The organism is Bacteroidota bacterium (assembly GCA_016720935.1).
In the GTDB taxonomy this organism is placed as follows: domain Bacteria; phylum Bacteroidota; class Bacteroidia; order AKYH767-A; family 2013-40CM-41-45; genus JADKJP01.
This window is the reverse complement of sequence record JADKJP010000003.1, coordinates 413,063-428,811: the sequence shown is the minus strand read 5'-3', so window position 1 is coordinate 428,811 and position 15,749 is coordinate 413,063. Positions and strand designations below refer to the sequence as shown.

At 41.0% G+C, this 15,749-nt stretch carries 10 protein-coding genes; 7 read left to right on the top strand and 3 right to left on the bottom strand.

Features of this window, described 5'->3' with window-relative positions; translation table 11 throughout:
• Positions 1-11: 11 nt before the first annotated feature.
• The 5 genes from IPP86_04205 (at position 12) to IPP86_04185 (ending at position 7,990) form a co-directional block, all read left to right on the top strand.
• Positions 12-2,417, top strand: a complete 2,406-nt coding sequence (locus IPP86_04205; GenBank protein MBL0137720.1) for a fibronectin type III domain-containing protein — start codon at positions 12-14, stop codon at positions 2,415-2,417.
• A gap of 221 nt (positions 2,418-2,638) precedes the next feature.
• The gene (locus IPP86_04200; protein MBL0137719.1) at positions 2,639-3,085 is read left to right on the top strand and encodes a DinB family protein; all 447 of its coding nucleotides are present in this window, start codon (positions 2,639-2,641) and stop codon (positions 3,083-3,085) included.
• Positions 3,086-3,191: 106 nt separating this feature from the next.
• Positions 3,192-3,647 (top strand): hypothetical protein, encoded by a 456-nt coding sequence (locus IPP86_04195; protein ID MBL0137718.1) that lies wholly within the window; start codon positions 3,192-3,194, stop codon positions 3,645-3,647.
• A 128-nt stretch (positions 3,648-3,775) separates the two neighbouring features.
• Complete coding sequence (locus IPP86_04190; protein ID MBL0137717.1) at positions 3,776-5,563, top strand: T9SS type A sorting domain-containing protein; 1,788 nt, start codon at positions 3,776-3,778, stop codon at positions 5,561-5,563.
• Between the two features lie 54 nt (positions 5,564-5,617).
• Positions 5,618-7,990: a DUF2339 domain-containing protein gene (locus IPP86_04185; protein ID MBL0137716.1), complete on the top strand. Its 2,373-nt coding sequence runs from the start codon at positions 5,618-5,620 to the stop codon at positions 7,988-7,990.
• A gap of 31 nt (positions 7,991-8,021) precedes the next feature.
• Here IPP86_04185 and IPP86_04180 read toward each other — a convergent pair whose 3' ends face one another.
• Positions 8,022-8,741, bottom strand: a complete 720-nt coding sequence (locus IPP86_04180; protein ID MBL0137715.1) for a DUF2807 domain-containing protein — start codon at positions 8,739-8,741, stop codon at positions 8,022-8,024.
• 274 nt (positions 8,742-9,015) lie between these two features.
• Here IPP86_04180 and IPP86_04175 point away from each other — a divergent pair, with 274 nt between their 5' ends.
• Positions 9,016-10,224 (top strand): hypothetical protein, encoded by a 1,209-nt coding sequence (locus tag IPP86_04175; protein MBL0137714.1) that lies wholly within the window; start codon positions 9,016-9,018, stop codon positions 10,222-10,224.
• 122 nt (positions 10,225-10,346) lie between these two features.
• On the top strand, positions 10,347-11,810 hold the full coding sequence (locus IPP86_04170) for an aminoacyl-histidine dipeptidase (GenBank protein MBL0137713.1): 1,464 nt from the start codon (positions 10,347-10,349) through the stop codon (positions 11,808-11,810).
• A gap of 18 nt (positions 11,811-11,828) precedes the next feature.
• Here the strand turns inward: IPP86_04170 and IPP86_04165 are convergent, their stop codons facing one another.
• Positions 11,829-14,231: a T9SS type A sorting domain-containing protein gene (locus IPP86_04165; GenBank protein ID MBL0137712.1), complete on the bottom strand. Its 2,403-nt coding sequence runs from the start codon at positions 14,229-14,231 to the stop codon at positions 11,829-11,831.
• A gap of 324 nt (positions 14,232-14,555) precedes the next feature.
• The gene (locus IPP86_04160; GenBank protein MBL0137711.1) at positions 14,556-15,542 is read right to left on the bottom strand and encodes a hypothetical protein; all 987 of its coding nucleotides are present in this window, start codon (positions 15,540-15,542) and stop codon (positions 14,556-14,558) included.
• Positions 15,543-15,749 lie beyond the last annotated feature (207 nt).

Genomic DNA, 15,749 nt, shown 5'->3' with positions numbered 1-15,749 from the left:
ATCATATTCCCATGAGACGTCTTTTACTCTTAATGAGTTTTTATTTCCTTGCTGCGAACCTTACTGCACAGGTTTCAACGATCAGCCCTGACTTTGCTTTCCAGGGAACAACATTAACTACAACCATTACACTTGCGAACGGAATATTATCCTCGGTATCACCACCGATGAGTTCGACAGATATTTATCTCGAACAGAACGGAGTTCAGATCTTCACTGACCTTTTTGATCCGAGCCAGATCTATTCCGATGGTTTTGGTGGGTATTCAGATTCATTGTATACAGATTTCACAATTTCCGCGATCGCACAACCGGGTTGGTATGATGTCCATGTTATTACTTATACAATGGATCCATTCCCTCCATTCAATTTGAATCCACTGGATAACGTCCTGACAAGTGGTTTCCTTGTGCGACTTCAGGGAAGTTGCGCTGTTCCAACAGGTGTGAATGCAGGCAATATCACCAATGTCTCTGCAGACATTACATGGGATGTTCAAACCGCGGATACGTTCCGGATTCGTTATGCGATCAACGGAACAACTAATTATTTGTATAAAGATGTGGATGGTGCCGGTGGCCCGGTGAGTACTACTCTCACTGGTTTATTGCCGGGAACTGATTACAGTATTGAAATGGCAACACGCTGTTCAGGTATCCCAAGTACGTATACAATTCCGATTACTTTCACGACAGACTTTACTCCGGTAAATTGTCTTGTTCCGGGGCAACTTGATGTTACAAATATCACCAATACAACTGCTGATTTCAGCTGGACTCCATTCATCTTAGCCGATACTTTCCGTACACGTTACGCGGAAGATGGTACGAGCAATTACATCTATATTGATTCAGATGGAGGAAATGGAAGTTTGGTTTCACTTGCCAACCTGAATCCGGGAATGACTTACCAGATCCAGGTAAGTTCTATCTGTAGCGGTGTGAGCAGCGGTTATAGTCAGCCTTATATTTTCACTACGGATGTAACTCCTGTTCCTTGTATCAGACCATATGGAATTACCGCTCCTGTAGTAACAAATACAACAGCTCAAATCGACTGGACACCTTATGTAACAGCTGATACTTTCCGTTTACGATATGCTGTATTTGGAACAAGCAATTATCGTTATGTTGATGTTGATGGAGGACTCGGAAATTCACACACATTAACCGGTCTGGATCCTGCAACCACTTACAGCATCCAGGTTGGAGCGATTTGTACCGGAACAAGAATCGGGTATAGTCGTGCCACAACATTCACCACTGCAAGCACTCCTGTTAACTGTGTGAAACCATTCGGACTTTCACAATCAAATACCACGAATACAACGGTTACTGTGAGCTGGTCGCCGTATGTTGTCGCTGACACTTTCCGAATTCGTTATCACGAATTCCTTTCTGCTGTTTACCAATACAAGGATGTTGATGGTGCCGGTGGTACAGTAAGCGCGAATCTTTCGAACCTGAATCCGAATACGCTTTATGCTTACCAGGTTGCATCGGTTTGTAATGGAGTAAGTTCAGGTTATAGCAGCAATTCAACATTTACCACACTTGGAAATATTGCCGCTTGTATTCGTCCGTACGGATTGTCCACTACCAACATCACAAATTCAACCGCATTGGTGAGTTGGGATAACTTTGTTTCCGCTGATACTTTCCGTATTCGTTATGCAGTCAATGGAACCACGAATTATCTTTATGTTGATCAACCGGGTTCTTCAGGCAATTCGGTAATTCTTTCCAATCTCTTACCAAACACTACTTATCAATACAGAGTCAGCGCGATCTGTACAGGTTCCAGCAGTGGATATAGTCAACCGTCAACCTTTACTACATCAAGCGGTGCCGTTGCCTGCGCGATTCCTTATGGTTTGTCGAATACTCCGTTGAACAATACCAGTGCTACTGTCAGCTGGACACCATTGGTTACCGCGGATAGTTTCCTTGTTCGTTACTCGATATTTGGAACCACTAACTACATCTGGAAAAAGATCCTGGGTACAGGAGGTGTAACAAGCACTACTCTCACCGGACTTATTCCTAATTCACAATACCAGTGGCAGGTACGTCCGATTTGTAACGGGGTTCCTGCAGGACCATATTCCGTATCGGACGTCATTAATGTTCCTCCTTCTCCTGCACGTTTGAGCACACCGCTTGCTGACGACCGTTTTGTTGTTTACCCTAATCCTGCTACAGAACTCGTGAACATTCAATTTGAATCAGCGACAAATGAAAAAGCGATAGTTCAGTTGATCGATCTGACAGGCCGGATTTTGAAAAATAATGAATTCAGCGCTGTTAGTGGCAACAACATGATTACATTGCCACTGCATGGTATTTCAAGAGGTGTTTATACATTGATTATTCAAACCGGTGACGTGAGAAGACAATCCCGGATCAGTGTAGAATAAAAACCATTCAATTTTAATTAAAAAAGGGGTGGCCAAAAGGTTACCCCTTTTTTTGTAAACGAATTGAAAATTTAATTTCTCAGATTCACAGGATATTGGCTGTTAAATAATTTTAACATTGCATATGATGTCGGCATTTTCTCTAATCTTGTATTGAGAATTTCAACATCAGAATTTAACTCAGATAACAATTAATTATTTTCAAATAAATATTTCAAGCTATGCTAAAAGATACCCTCCTCGAATTCTACGAACGTGATCTGCAAAAATTATCTGAAGAAATTAATGCTTACGAAAACGAACAGGTTATTTGGATGACGAAAGACGGGATTAATAATTCTGCAGGAAATCTTTGTTTACATCTCATCGGTAATCTGAAACATTTTATTGGCGCTACACTTGGTAATACCGGCTATATCCGTGAAAGAGACAAGGAATTCTCCTTGAAAAATATCCCTAAGTCTGATTTGATTAGTTCAGTTCACGAGACAAAATCAATCGTATTAAAAACCTTGCAGAAGCTGAGTGCGGAAGATCTGGAAAAAGACTTCCCTCTGGAAAAGCACAACAAGATCGTGACCACTGAAAATATGCTGATCCACTTACTGATCCATCTCGGATACCACCTTGGACAAATTAATTATCACAGAAGAATTTTAGCCCAATAAATTTAATTCCTGAAGTCATCATTGGCCTGATCAGGAAGAGACAAAATTGATTTCTTGTAAGTTCGCCTAATAACATGCCTGCCGCTTTGATAATTTCATTTGGCAAATGAAAAAGAAAAAAACATTTCCACTGTATTTGCTTTGCTTGTTGCATCTGCTACTATCAGTCAGCGCGCTTGCAGCAGGATATTCGTTCATTACTGATCCGGACGGAAGCGGCTTAGGCATCAACCTTTCTTATCTAAACCGAACACCCTTTAACAGCTTCTTTCTTCCCGGACTGATCCTGCTTATCTTCAATGGGCTGTTTCCTCTTTTCATTTTTATTGGATTATTTTTTCAACCGAAATGGAAATTTGCAGTTATACTGAACATCTATCCTGAAAAACACTGGTCGTGGACCTACTCGCTGTATTCAGGAATCATTCTTATCTCCTGGATCGCTGTCCAAATTACCATGGTGGAGTATTTTATTTTACAACCTGTTTGTATAGGAATAGGATTAATGATTTTGATACTGACGCTGCTTCCTTCGATACAAAAGTATTTTTCGCTGAAATAATTTTAATTATCCCTGACACAGGCAATTCATGCCGGAATCCAAGGAATCTATTCCGGATTTTTTCCTATTTTAGTGAACTTGAGTCTGTCTGAATATTTTCGAAACCATTACCAACTGTAAATAATCTTATGAAAAAGAATTCTCCCCTGTTCTTTCTGATTTTTGTTCTCGCAATTTGCTTTCAACAAAAAGAATCCAATGCACAGGCGACGCCTGAATGGACAAGAACAATCAATGCATTCCCGGATTCCTTCCCGGTTTATCCTGTTCGCATTCTGCATGACATGAACAGCAATTATTATGTGCTCAGCACCTATCAGCACAGTATTACCGTCACGAATTCAATTGTGAAAATTGTTTTGACACAATACGATTATACCGGAAATGAAAATTGGCGATTGGTCTATGATCACAATGGAAGCGGTGAGCCACGTGGATTTGACATGACGCTTGACAATGCCGGTAATTGTTATATCGCCGGAGCATTTATGGGAACAATCAACATGGAACCCATTTTACTAAAGGTAACATCGACTGGTACTGTAGCCTGGCAGCATACCGGAACCACCGCTTTCAATACAGGACATTTCACCAAAATCATTTTCAAAAACAACAAACTGTTTCTGAATTGCAGTAGCGGGGTAGCGGTTTTCGATACTGGCGGCAATGAGGTCTGGTCAGTTGCGCTTAGCACATTTGATATGGCAGTAGACGATTCGAGCAGAGTCATTGTTTCCGCGTTCTCTTCTGGATCACAGACATTATTCAGGTATAATGCCAATGGAACTTTAGACTTTTCAGATTCTACTATTTATGGCTCAAGGGTAATCTGTGATGCTCCCGGAAATATCTACATTCTTGGTCAAGAGAATGGTTACTCCTTTGTAAAATATGATAACAACGGACAATTCGTATGGTCAAGAGATCATCTTGCTACTCCTCAGCCATTCCTGGACGCAGGTCTTGAAATGATTATGGATTATGCCGGAGATATTTACCTCATTGGATTGCAGGATAGCATTTTCAAATTCTCTTCTTCCGGAAATATCATCTGGGCAAAATCAATGAACGGGCTTGACGGAAGTAAATTAAGCGCTCAAATCCTCTCTTCCAATTCGCTGGTAGTTACAGGCAGCTTAAACGGTTTCGCAGGTTATGATCTGGTTGTATCCGCTTTTGATTTGAACGGACAGGTTAACTGGTTGGGATATTACAGTGGAAATACAGGCGGTCGTGAATTTTCTCAGGATATTTCAGTTGATGGAACCGGAATTTATGTAATTGAAGACAATGACAACTACACGACGCTGGTAAAATTTAAAAATCCAACGATGGATACGGTTGTTGATTACAACCTTATTTGTGTGGATAGTGTCTGGTATGATCCAATTTATCCGAATTTAATTCATGTGAATGTTTTTAACGGCGGACAAACACAGATCAATTATCCTTCGATACAAATCGTTTCACCTTTGGGTGACACGATTGGCAATCCGAATAATTATGTAAACTTTTTCGCACAGCTCGGGAATACTTACCAGGAATATGTGGATACCATTGTTGAAGCAGGCATCACCGATTTCAGCAACTACACTTTTCTGTTAAGCGAACTATTTGGAGCAACTACCAACCAAATCTCCTGGTGCATTTCAACCTCAGTTCCGGAACTGAACAGTAGTGATTTTGCATTGTATCCAAATCCTGTCGGATCAATGTTGCATATTCATTTTAAAACTAATGCTGATTCAGAGATGCGTATTTCAATTTATTCGATGACCGGAGCACTTGTTTTTCGCGAGAAATACAATTCGAAAAACGAATTAACATTGGATCTTAATTTACTCTCAAGCGGAATTTACAACATCGTTTGCGAAAACTCTACCGGAATCTCCGCAAAGAAATTCATGAAACAATAAAAACACAAGAGAACTAACAACTAACCACTAACCACTAACCACTAACCACTATCAATGCTTGGACTTCTTGGATTACTTCTCTTTGCATGGTTTGGTGGCTCCATCTATGCTTTTCTTGCAGCAATAAATTTACGTGACAAAGTCAAAAGACAGGATGCAACCATCCAGCAAATCCAGGAAGAGCTCAGAAGAGTTAGGGAAGGCGACCAGAAAAAAGAAACAAGTGAAAAATCCAGTCCAAATGAACCGGTAATCGTCCCGCAATCTGAACCACCAACCTATATTCCAACACCCTCGGTTGAACAGGAGCGAATTCCGGTTGTACCTGTCGTGCTTCATGAAACCATTCTCGAACCGGAAATACGAAAACCTCAGCCACCGCCTCCACCGCGTAAACCCAGCAGGACACAGGAAGAATGGGAAGCATTGATTGGTGGAAAAATCCTAAACAGAATTGGCGCTCTTGCGTTGATCATTGGGGTTGGATTCTTTTTAAAATACGCTTTTGACAACAACTGGATCACTGAAACCATGCGTGTTGTTATTGGCGTGGTGACGGGTTTTGCATTGCTCTTTGGCGGGGATCATTTTCAGAAAAAGAATTACAAAATCTTTTCCCAGGGACTTTCAGGTTCCGGAATAGCGATCCTTTACCTGTCGGTTTATTCAGCGTTCAACTTTTATCATCTCGTACCACAAATTGTTGCGATGTTGATGATGTCAGCAGTTACAGTGATTACATTCTGGCAGGCATTCAAATACGATTCTCAGGTGATTGCACTTTTCGGCTGGTTGGGTGGTTTTCTTACTCCGTTTTTATTGAGTACCGGGCAAGCCAATGAAATTGGTTTATTCTCCTATATCGCATTGCTTGATTTGGGTTTGCTATTGGTTGCTTCAAAAAAAGAAAAATGGTTTTTACTGGAGCCCTTGAGTTTACTTTCTACTATTCTAGTCTTTTCACTTTGGTTCGGCGAATTCTATTCAGATGATGATTTGTTTATCACCATTGGTTTCAGCATTGTATTCTGGCTGCTCTTTGCCGGTGTCGAATTCATCAGAATAAATTCTACCTCCATTGCGATCAAATTGCATCATCAGTTTATATCTCTTGCCAATGGTGCATTTTTGTATCTGTCTCTCTTCAGCGCCATCAATCCGCATCATCATCAGTGGATGGGTCTGGTGACAACTGTGCTTAGTGTTATTTATTTTCTTATTTTTTTATGGATCCGCAAGAAAAGATCCGGAGAAGAAATTATCCAGGTGCGTTATCTGCTCTCCGCGCTTCTTTTATCGGTCATTGCATCAGGAACCCAGTTTGACGAACTCGAAATAACCATTGCCTGGGCAATAGAATCCTTCCTGGTTATCCTATTAGCGATGCGTTACAAACACGCCATTGCTTTATTCAGCGGAGTAGGAATTTTAGTTTTTGCTTCAATCTCTTTTGTTGTTGCGAAAGATGGTTTCGAAATCCCATTTACACGTTATCATTTTCTCGCTAATATCCGTGCATTGGCATTACTGACTATGGCTTGCTCCGCGTTTTTATCTTATAAAATCACCACAAATTTTCAACATAAATTTTCATCGAAAATACGAGATGTATTGTGTTACGCCTGGATACTGTTTCTTACCGCTTTAATGACCATTGAAACCGGAAATTACAGCGGTCAATTGATGTACATTTCTGAGCCTACATTTGCAACATGGATTCAAAGGATGTCGGTTTATATTTTATCCATGGAATGGAACTTGTTTTCACTCTTACTTTGGTATTTCTCCAGAAGATATGGAAATGAAGCGATGTTCAAAGGAGCACTCGTGCTTTTGTCACTTGCCTTATTCAGCGCGATTCCCGCTTCACTTGATCAATTCCGTCCCATAGAGTTTTATCACAGCATTTTCAACTATCGTTCCGGAGCACTAGCGTTCCTGGCCCTTGGATTATTTCTTCAATCAAGATGGACCGACATTTACACTCTGAAATTTTCATTTCACCGTCTGAGTGATTTGCTCAGGTTAGGTATTGTTGTAACATTATTTATCTTTCTTACTGTAGAGGTACGTGATTATTTTTTCCTAAAAATCGCGAAAAACGCAAGTGGATATGATACTGTAAGCACGATGTACAGAAACACCTGGAAGAACCAGCAACAATTGTCAATTTCAATTGCCTGGCTTGCATATTCTATGCTCTTGATGGTGATCGGAATCTACAGGAAAAGATTAAACATTCGCATAGTTTCCATCCTGTTGTTCGGATTGACTATCGCAAAAGTATTTTTCTATGATCTTTCTTATCTGGATTCCCTGAACAGGATCATCTCCTTCATTGGACTTGGAGTAATACTCATTCTGGTATCCTTTCTTTATCAGAAATACAAACACATCATTGGCCTTACTGGAAAGAAATCAGAATAAAATTAAAAGGAAGAAAAATATTGTTCCGGTTTTAGTGGTTGTCGTCTACGACCTTTCCGGAACCGATGACTTTCGATGTAAGGTCCGGTTTCCCACGGTATCTTACAGTTCCGCTACCGGTAACTTTTACTTCAAGCTCTTTTATAGCATATACTGTTGCGTTACCGCTACCGGCCATTTTTACGGTTGCTTCATTACAGGGCATTTTATCAGCAAGAATATCACCCGATCCGGCAATTACAATTTTCTGAACATTGGCCGATCCGGCAAGCATTATACTTCCAGATCCAACAACATCCGATTCGATACTGGCCGCAATAAATTTACCATCGATTTTTCCGGAACCGGAAATCCTCAATTTGATTTCGTCCACAACAAATGTATCCGGAATATAGATCCTTCCACTTCCCGCGAGATCCAGACGATTCAAATCAGGAAGAGTGACGACAACTTTTATGGGTTCATGAATTCCAAAACATCCTTTGCTTGTAATCTTTAAAAGACCACCATCCACCTCCGTCTTAATTTTTTCAAGAATATTTTGCTGAGCAACAATATTAATCACTTTGCTCTTGCCGTTGATGACCGAAACATCAGCGTCGATGTCGACGGAGATACCGTTTGCTCCATCTACAGGGCGTTTATCCGAAACAAGTTCTCCCTCTCCATCAATGCAATTAAGACTGCAGGAACTGATCCCCAATAATACCGAGAGACACAATAATGAAATCAAATATATTTTCCTGTTCATTTGGATTGATTTAGAAGCATCAAACGTAACTTATTCTCCTTTGAATAACAAGAAAATACTCCCGGGTCCGGATTGCATAAGCGGAGTTTCCGGTTCATAATCGAATTTCCAAAAAGCTAATTGGACACGAGATTCATTTCTTTTAGATAAATTCTCCGGAATTTGACAGAATCGTGTTGAAAATCTATCTTCGTAATGAATCCAAATCCTAAAGTACATCCAACACTTTCTTCTATCCTGAACACTTTTAATAATTCAACCAACTATTCATTCAATGAAATATCGCTATTTAAGTCTGCTAGTCTTTCTTTCCTTTTTTTTAATTTCTGCAGATAAGAAACAGGACTTATCCAAAGAGTCTTTGATAAAAGACATTGATGATTATGCAAACAAAATAATCCGTAATCATGCGCATCCGTTTAATTATATAAAAAAGGAACAGTTTCTGGATTCAATAAAGGCTTTTAAGGAAAAAGCACCCGGAATGAATGTTGACGAATTGCAGGTCGGATATACCCGTATCAATGCACTACTATTAGACCCACACACTTCCCTGGATTTCCCTAGAGAGAAAAGCATTCCAATTATTGTTAGTTTGTTTGATGATGGAACATTTGTAACTGCAGCTTCCATAAAACATGTTCGCCATCTGGGATCAAGAGTTCTCGCGATGAACGATATTCCGATGGATACAGTCTTGAAAAAAATGAAAAGCCTCATTGGTGCATTGAACCCAAGCTGGATTAAACACAGCTTACCAATCTTGCTTTCCAATGCATCATTACTGTACGGAATGCATTTGATCGACAACAAAGATTCCGTACCGATTACATTTGTCAATGAAACAGATACCACCAGGCAAATGGTGTCAACAGAAAATGAATACAGTTTCGAACTGCAAGGCTATAAGCCAGCCGCGCATATGTTACGCATGGGGAATACGCAAAATTACTGGTATCAGTACCTGGAAGACAAAAAGTCATTGTACATTCAATACAGAAGTTGTTTTGAAATTACGGACAAACCTTTCGCAAAATTCCAGGAAAATGTAATGGCTGAAATTCAGAAGCAAAAGCCTGAAAGAATCATTATTGATGTTCGGGCTAATTCCGGAGGAAGAGTAAACGTATTCAATCCACTCATCAAAGTGCTTGCACGAGACAGCATTAGCAAGCTTGCAAAATCAAGCGTATTGATTAGTCGAAAAACCTTTTCAGCTGCTATCTGGAACACCTTTGAATTAAAAAATCAGCTCCAGGCAACATTGATAGGAGAAGAAACCGGTGGCGATCTTAACCACCCCGGAGCAGTGGTCAATTTCACGTTGAAACATTCAAAACTGAAAGTCTACTATTCCAAATACGATTTTTATATGGATGCCAGAGTAAAAGGCGGAATCCTGCCCGACATTACCGTGCCTCACACATTCGCTGATTACAAAAATGGAATTGACCCGGATCTGGAAAAAGCCCTGACCTACTGATTATTATTGAATCATCAGATAATGAATTCCTTAGCAGGTTTGTCTCTTGATGTGGCAAACCTGATTTTTTTTGGAAGGATTATCACTACCTTTATTCTCCTAAATTTAATCTCCTTCATCCTATGTCATCGAACGTTCGTGCCCTGTCTCCGGCTCCACTCTGGAATAATTTTGCCGACCTCAACGCAATTCCACGTGCTTCTAAAAAAGAACAACGTGTCATCGAATTCGCGAAAAACTTTGGAGAAAAATTAGGTCTGCCTACTCATGTTGACGGGATCGGCAATGTGATTATTAAAAAACCGGCCAGTCCTGGAATGGAAAAAAAGATGACCATCGCTTTGCAAGGCCATCTCGACATGGTTCATCAAAAAAACTCTACAACACAATTCGATTTTGATACACAGGGAATCGACATGATAGTAGACGGAGATTGGGTTAAAGCCAATGGCACAACTCTTGGCGCCGACAATGGAATCGGAGTAGCATCCATCATGACCTTACTCGCTTCAAAAGATATTCCGCATCCACCACTCGAAGCCCTGTTCACGATCGATGAAGAAACCGGAATGACCGGAGCACTCGGACTTAAAGGAGGATTGCTCAATGCTAAAATCATGCTCAACCTTGATACAGAGGATGACCGTGAACTCACGATTGGTTGCGCCGGAGGTGTTGATGTGACTGCAAATGGTACTTATAAAGAAATCGCAGTAAATGCCGGTAGCAAAGGACTTCGTATCCAGGTAAAAGGACTTACCGGAGGCCATTCGGGGATGGACATTCACAAAGGAAGAGGAAATGCAAACAAAATCATGAATCGCATCCTCGCATCTGCACTTCAGAAATTCTCATTTCAGTTGAACTCGGTTGACGGCGGTAGTTTAAGAAACGCGATTCCACGCGAATCGGTTGCTGAACTTGCAATCTCTTCTGATCAGTTGGCAGGATTCACTTCCTTGATTGGAGAATTGGCTCAGATATTGAAAAAAGAAAATCACACCACTGATCCAAACCTGATCATTGACATTCAGCTCATCGATGCACCTGTGAAAGCAATGGATGCTGATTTCCAGAATAAATTTTTAAGAGCAGTGTATGCTTGTCCAAACGGAATTTACAGAATGAGTCCGGATATTAAAGATCTGGTTCAAACTTCCAATAACCTGGCGCGGATCTTAATCAAAGACGGAACATATACGATTCAATGTCTTACAAGGAGTGCTGTTGATACCGAGAAAATGGATCTTGCGCAATCCATTCAATCAGGCTTTGAGCTGATGGGTGCTAAGGTAAGCTTCGCCGGCTCTTATCCGGGCTGGGCTCCGGCTCCTGATGCAGGCATTGTGAAATTAATGAGTAACCTTTATACAGAGCGCTACAAAGAATCGGCACTCGTGAACGCCTGTCATGCCGGACTGGAATGCGGGATCATCGGAGCTAATTATCCGGAAACAGAAATGATTTCCTTCGGGCCGAACATTCACGGCGCTCATTCTCCCGATGAAAAAGTGCAAATCAGTTCCGTACAGAAATTCTGGAGTTTCCTTTTGGAAACCTTGAAAAGGATTCCTGATGCCAATTGATCCCGTACCTGATCAATTTTATTTTTCAATACTGAGTCGCTTGTCGAATGAATCTCCTTCATCGGAGATGAAACGCATGTAATAGATTCCCGCGCTGAAATCAGACAAATCCAGACGTGTGTCAACTCCGTGCCTGAGTTCTGTTTGCAAAACTTCTTTTCCATACTGATCCCTCACGAGTACCTGTGCTGACGTATATTGTTTGTTCCGTATAAAAAGTTCATTGCTTGCAGGATTTGGAAACATGCTGATTTCATTTTCATGATTCGAATATGGTTCCGTCCAACATAAATCGGAGCAGACCGATTTTCCATCGTAATCGGTTTGTCGGAGTCGATAATAAGTTGTTCCTGCAATCGGATGAATATCGGTGAAAGCATACCTTCTCACCTGCTGACTATTCCCTGAACCCGGAACCACAGCAACAACCTTAAAATGTATTCCATCTTCTGATCGCTCAATAGAGAAATAATCATTATTGATCTCTGTCGCGGTTGCCCAACCAAGCTGGACCTGGTTCGACTCCAAAATTTTGCAGTTAAAACTAAGCAAGTGGACAGGCAATGTAGTTGAATTCACATTCGCGAGTGTTATCGGCCCGAATGACGAAAGTGCCGCTGCGGATACGATTGTCCCGGCTGAAATTGTTCCGGTAACTCCTCCGTTACCGTGGTCCTTCCACTTCGATTCCGTAACATCCCACCTTGCAATTCGCATATCGGTTGGTGATGTGATATTACAACTGTTCGCGGTCCATCCGGGAGTCACAGTAACAGAAGATGAACCGGCTGTCCTGCTCATGCTCCAATATTCACACCTGCTAATGTTTGTGATTGTTGCGTCCTTTTGAGTCACATCAAATGCAATGTTCGGATCCTGGTAATAGTATCCAACAGAAAATTTATCTGTTACGACAGATGGAGCAGAAATGACAAGAGGTGAATACACTCCTGATCCACCAACAGGAAAGCTGAAAGCAGTATTTCCTGTTTTCGTAACCATTCCGTCTACATAGGATGCGTCACTCGCTCCACTCACACTAGCACCAGCAAGAATTTCGAGGGTAGCCATTTGATTGACTATACCATTCGTCAAGGTGAGAACAGAAGAAACCTGCTGAGTCCCGCCTGAAATAGAAACTCCACCGGGATTATTAATCACAAGATTATAAAAAGTCTCAGTGCCAGAACTATTAATATCCGAATAGCCTAAACCCGAAAAAGTCACGGTACCTGAACGTGCAGTGAAAGGAGGAGTTTTGGAAGAAGTAACTGTCCAATCCTGGTTCGCCGTGATTGAGTAGTTTGATGCACTTACATCCAGACCTGCAGAACCGGCGATGGTGAGATCCCCATTCACGACTATACTTCCCGCAAGAGTTTTTGTACCACCTCCCTGGATAGTCAGATGTCCATAGCTTGTGGGCGTTGAAGAAACTGTTTGAGCTCCGGTAGATTGATAAATCACAGTGCTGCTGCTATTCAAGGATATATTGGCGCTGGTATACGAAGTAGGAAATGAAACATTCGTGGCACTACCGGCATTTCCCAGTGACAATGTTGTTCCTGAAGAAAGACTCAAAATACCGCTGCCGTTTCCGGTAATTTGGTAAGTACTGCATGCCAGCGTTGCCGAACCGGATACAGTTAAATTTGAATTCACGGTTACATTACCCGACAAGGTTTTAGTTCCGCTACCTGATACACTAAGGTGATGATAGGTTGTAGAAAATATATTTTGTGTTCCGGATGCACAGAAATTTACCGTGTTTGCAGACGCTGAAGCATTGAATGTATTTCCACTTCCTGAATAAGAAATGTTTCCTGAAATATTCAAGGTGGAACCGTTGTTATTGTTCCAGGTACTTCCTCCAAGTAAATTCGTAAGCACAAGATTACCGGTGTTGTTGACTGTACCTGTATTGGTGAAGGATGATAAAATTAGTGTCATGGAAGTCACACTCATGGTTCCTGAATTGGTCATTGTGCAATTGAATGTAGAGTAAGTCCCTACCGCTAATGTTCCGGTATTTGCAAAAGTACCCCCGAATAAAGGATTCAGGTTAAATGTTCCGGTACCGCTTATCGTTCCGGCATTGCTTGAAGTGGATGACCCAAGCAATCCAATAACACGGAAAGAGCTGTTGACAGTCATAATTCCGCCAGATTGCACAACAATTGAATTTACACTGAATAAGCCTGATGTGGTTATGGTGTAACCATTCCCGATCACCACATCATCCAGACCATTTGGCGCGGATGCTGCGGCAGCTCCCCCTAAACCTGCTGTACTCCAGGAAGAACTTGCATTTGACAATCCATTCTGTCTTGAATAATACGTCGCTGCCTGCAAAGACATATTCGCAAGAATCAAAATGAGTCCTGTGAATAAAATGCACGTAAGATTTAAGCGAAATTTCATATCAATTCAAGTTCTGCAGCTGTAGTTGGTCCCGATCTTTGTGGAATTGGAAGATTATTTTTGCTTACTCCCCCAAATTGATTCGGAATTCACCACATTCTAAAAGATAATCTATTTTAAAGATGAAATGATAAAAAATAGGCAAAGCCTTGCAGAAAAATATATAACCGACTGTAAGATTTTGGTGAAGATCGTTCTGTAAAATAAAAAAGGGCGCACCAGGATAGATCCCAATGCGCCCTCGCAGAAAACAGGCTATGCACCTGTAATTTTATTTTGACTATTTAATTGAAGCTTTTAATGAACAACGGATTCTCGAAGAAATCAATAACTAAGAATTACACTATTGGAATTTCCATTAATGGTCCATGCTACTTTGTAACCATATGCACAGGCATAAGGAGTCGGATTACCATTCTGATCCAGACCTAAAGTCAGTGTGAAGGAAGCGTTGTTTAATCTGTGTACCAATTCCCCTGAATTAAATCTCCACAAGCCACAGTACGTATTTGATATAACCGGACTGGTATAATTAGTAGTGAAATTTTCACCAAATCTGTTTACACCCCAGCTGTCGATGTTGGCGAGTCCATTCAGACTGGTATCACCCTGCGCAGTGAAGACGATGTGTGCATAAGGAATATCCGGATTGGTTGTGGCCTGTACATAATTCCATTCTGTAGTCCGTGCTACGTTCCAGGTCGCGCTTAGGTTGTTATCAAAAGTCACTGCGATATTGAGTGCTCTTTCCTGATATTTAAGTGTCGTGGTACTCAGGAGAAATCCTATCCAGTCATTTCCATTAATGTTCGTGAGTGTTTTTACTCCATTAAACATGATGGACTTATTATCACTTAATCTGGTAACTTTAAAATTAATATAGGTGAGTGTCAATACAGATCCCGGATCGCTCCAATGTGCACCTGAAGTTAACTGCACTTTAATCTGACCGGAACGAGTTCGTGAAGGGGAAAAACAAGGCGTTTGTCCATCGAAATTGTAGAACAAAATCTTGTTCGCGATCTGTGATGAGTCAATCACAACTCCACACAATGGGCTTGAAAGTACCGCGGCACCTTGTGCAACACGTCCAAACGCAGGAATGCTGCTTAAGGAATTGTTGATGTCGTTGTCGACCTGATCCGATTCAGATTTGTAATTGTTCGCGTCTGAATTGAACTGAGAAACTTTCGAATCCAATTGCACATTGTTATTTGAATTGGATTGAGCATTCTCATCTTTTTTGCATGCAGCAACAAGAATTACTACAGCCACAAACATGGTAAGGATTGCAATTAAGCGGGTTTTCATTGGTTTTCTGTTTTTGTGTTTAAAAACTGATAAGAGAATAAAAGTAAAGATTGTATCAGTATAAAGTTGATCTTGAGTCGTTAATTATTCACATTTGAGGAAGAATCAAAGGTTGATGCAAACCCTGTTAAATCAACCTATATGAGAATAACGGTAAGCTTGAAAAAAGATTGTATGATTTATCCGGAACCGGGATTCTTCACCGGG

What these genes read in the sequence shown, in the direction of transcription:
- IPP86_04160 (MBL0137711.1), bottom strand. Translation starts at nt 15,542, where the DNA reads ATGAAAACCCGCTTAATTGCAATCCTTACCATGTTTGTGGCTGTAGTA.
- IPP86_04180 (MBL0137715.1), bottom strand. Translation starts at nt 8,741, where the DNA reads ATGAACAGGAAAATATATTTGATTTCATTATTGTGTCTCTCGGTATTA.
- IPP86_04200 (MBL0137719.1), top strand. Translation starts at nt 2,639, where the DNA reads ATGCTAAAAGATACCCTCCTCGAATTCTACGAACGTGATCTGCAAAAA.
- IPP86_04195 (MBL0137718.1), top strand. Translation starts at nt 3,192, where the DNA reads ATGAAAAAGAAAAAAACATTTCCACTGTATTTGCTTTGCTTGTTGCAT.
- IPP86_04190 (MBL0137717.1), top strand. Translation starts at nt 3,776, where the DNA reads ATGAAAAAGAATTCTCCCCTGTTCTTTCTGATTTTTGTTCTCGCAATT.
- IPP86_04185 (MBL0137716.1), top strand. Translation starts at nt 5,618, where the DNA reads ATGCTTGGACTTCTTGGATTACTTCTCTTTGCATGGTTTGGTGGCTCC.
- IPP86_04205 (MBL0137720.1), top strand. Translation starts at nt 12, where the DNA reads ATGAGACGTCTTTTACTCTTAATGAGTTTTTATTTCCTTGCTGCGAAC.
- IPP86_04170 (MBL0137713.1), top strand. Translation starts at nt 10,347, where the DNA reads ATGTCATCGAACGTTCGTGCCCTGTCTCCGGCTCCACTCTGGAATAAT.
- IPP86_04165 (MBL0137712.1), bottom strand. Translation starts at nt 14,231, where the DNA reads ATGAAATTTCGCTTAAATCTTACGTGCATTTTATTCACAGGACTCATT.
- IPP86_04175 (MBL0137714.1), top strand. Translation starts at nt 9,016, where the DNA reads ATGAAATATCGCTATTTAAGTCTGCTAGTCTTTCTTTCCTTTTTTTTA.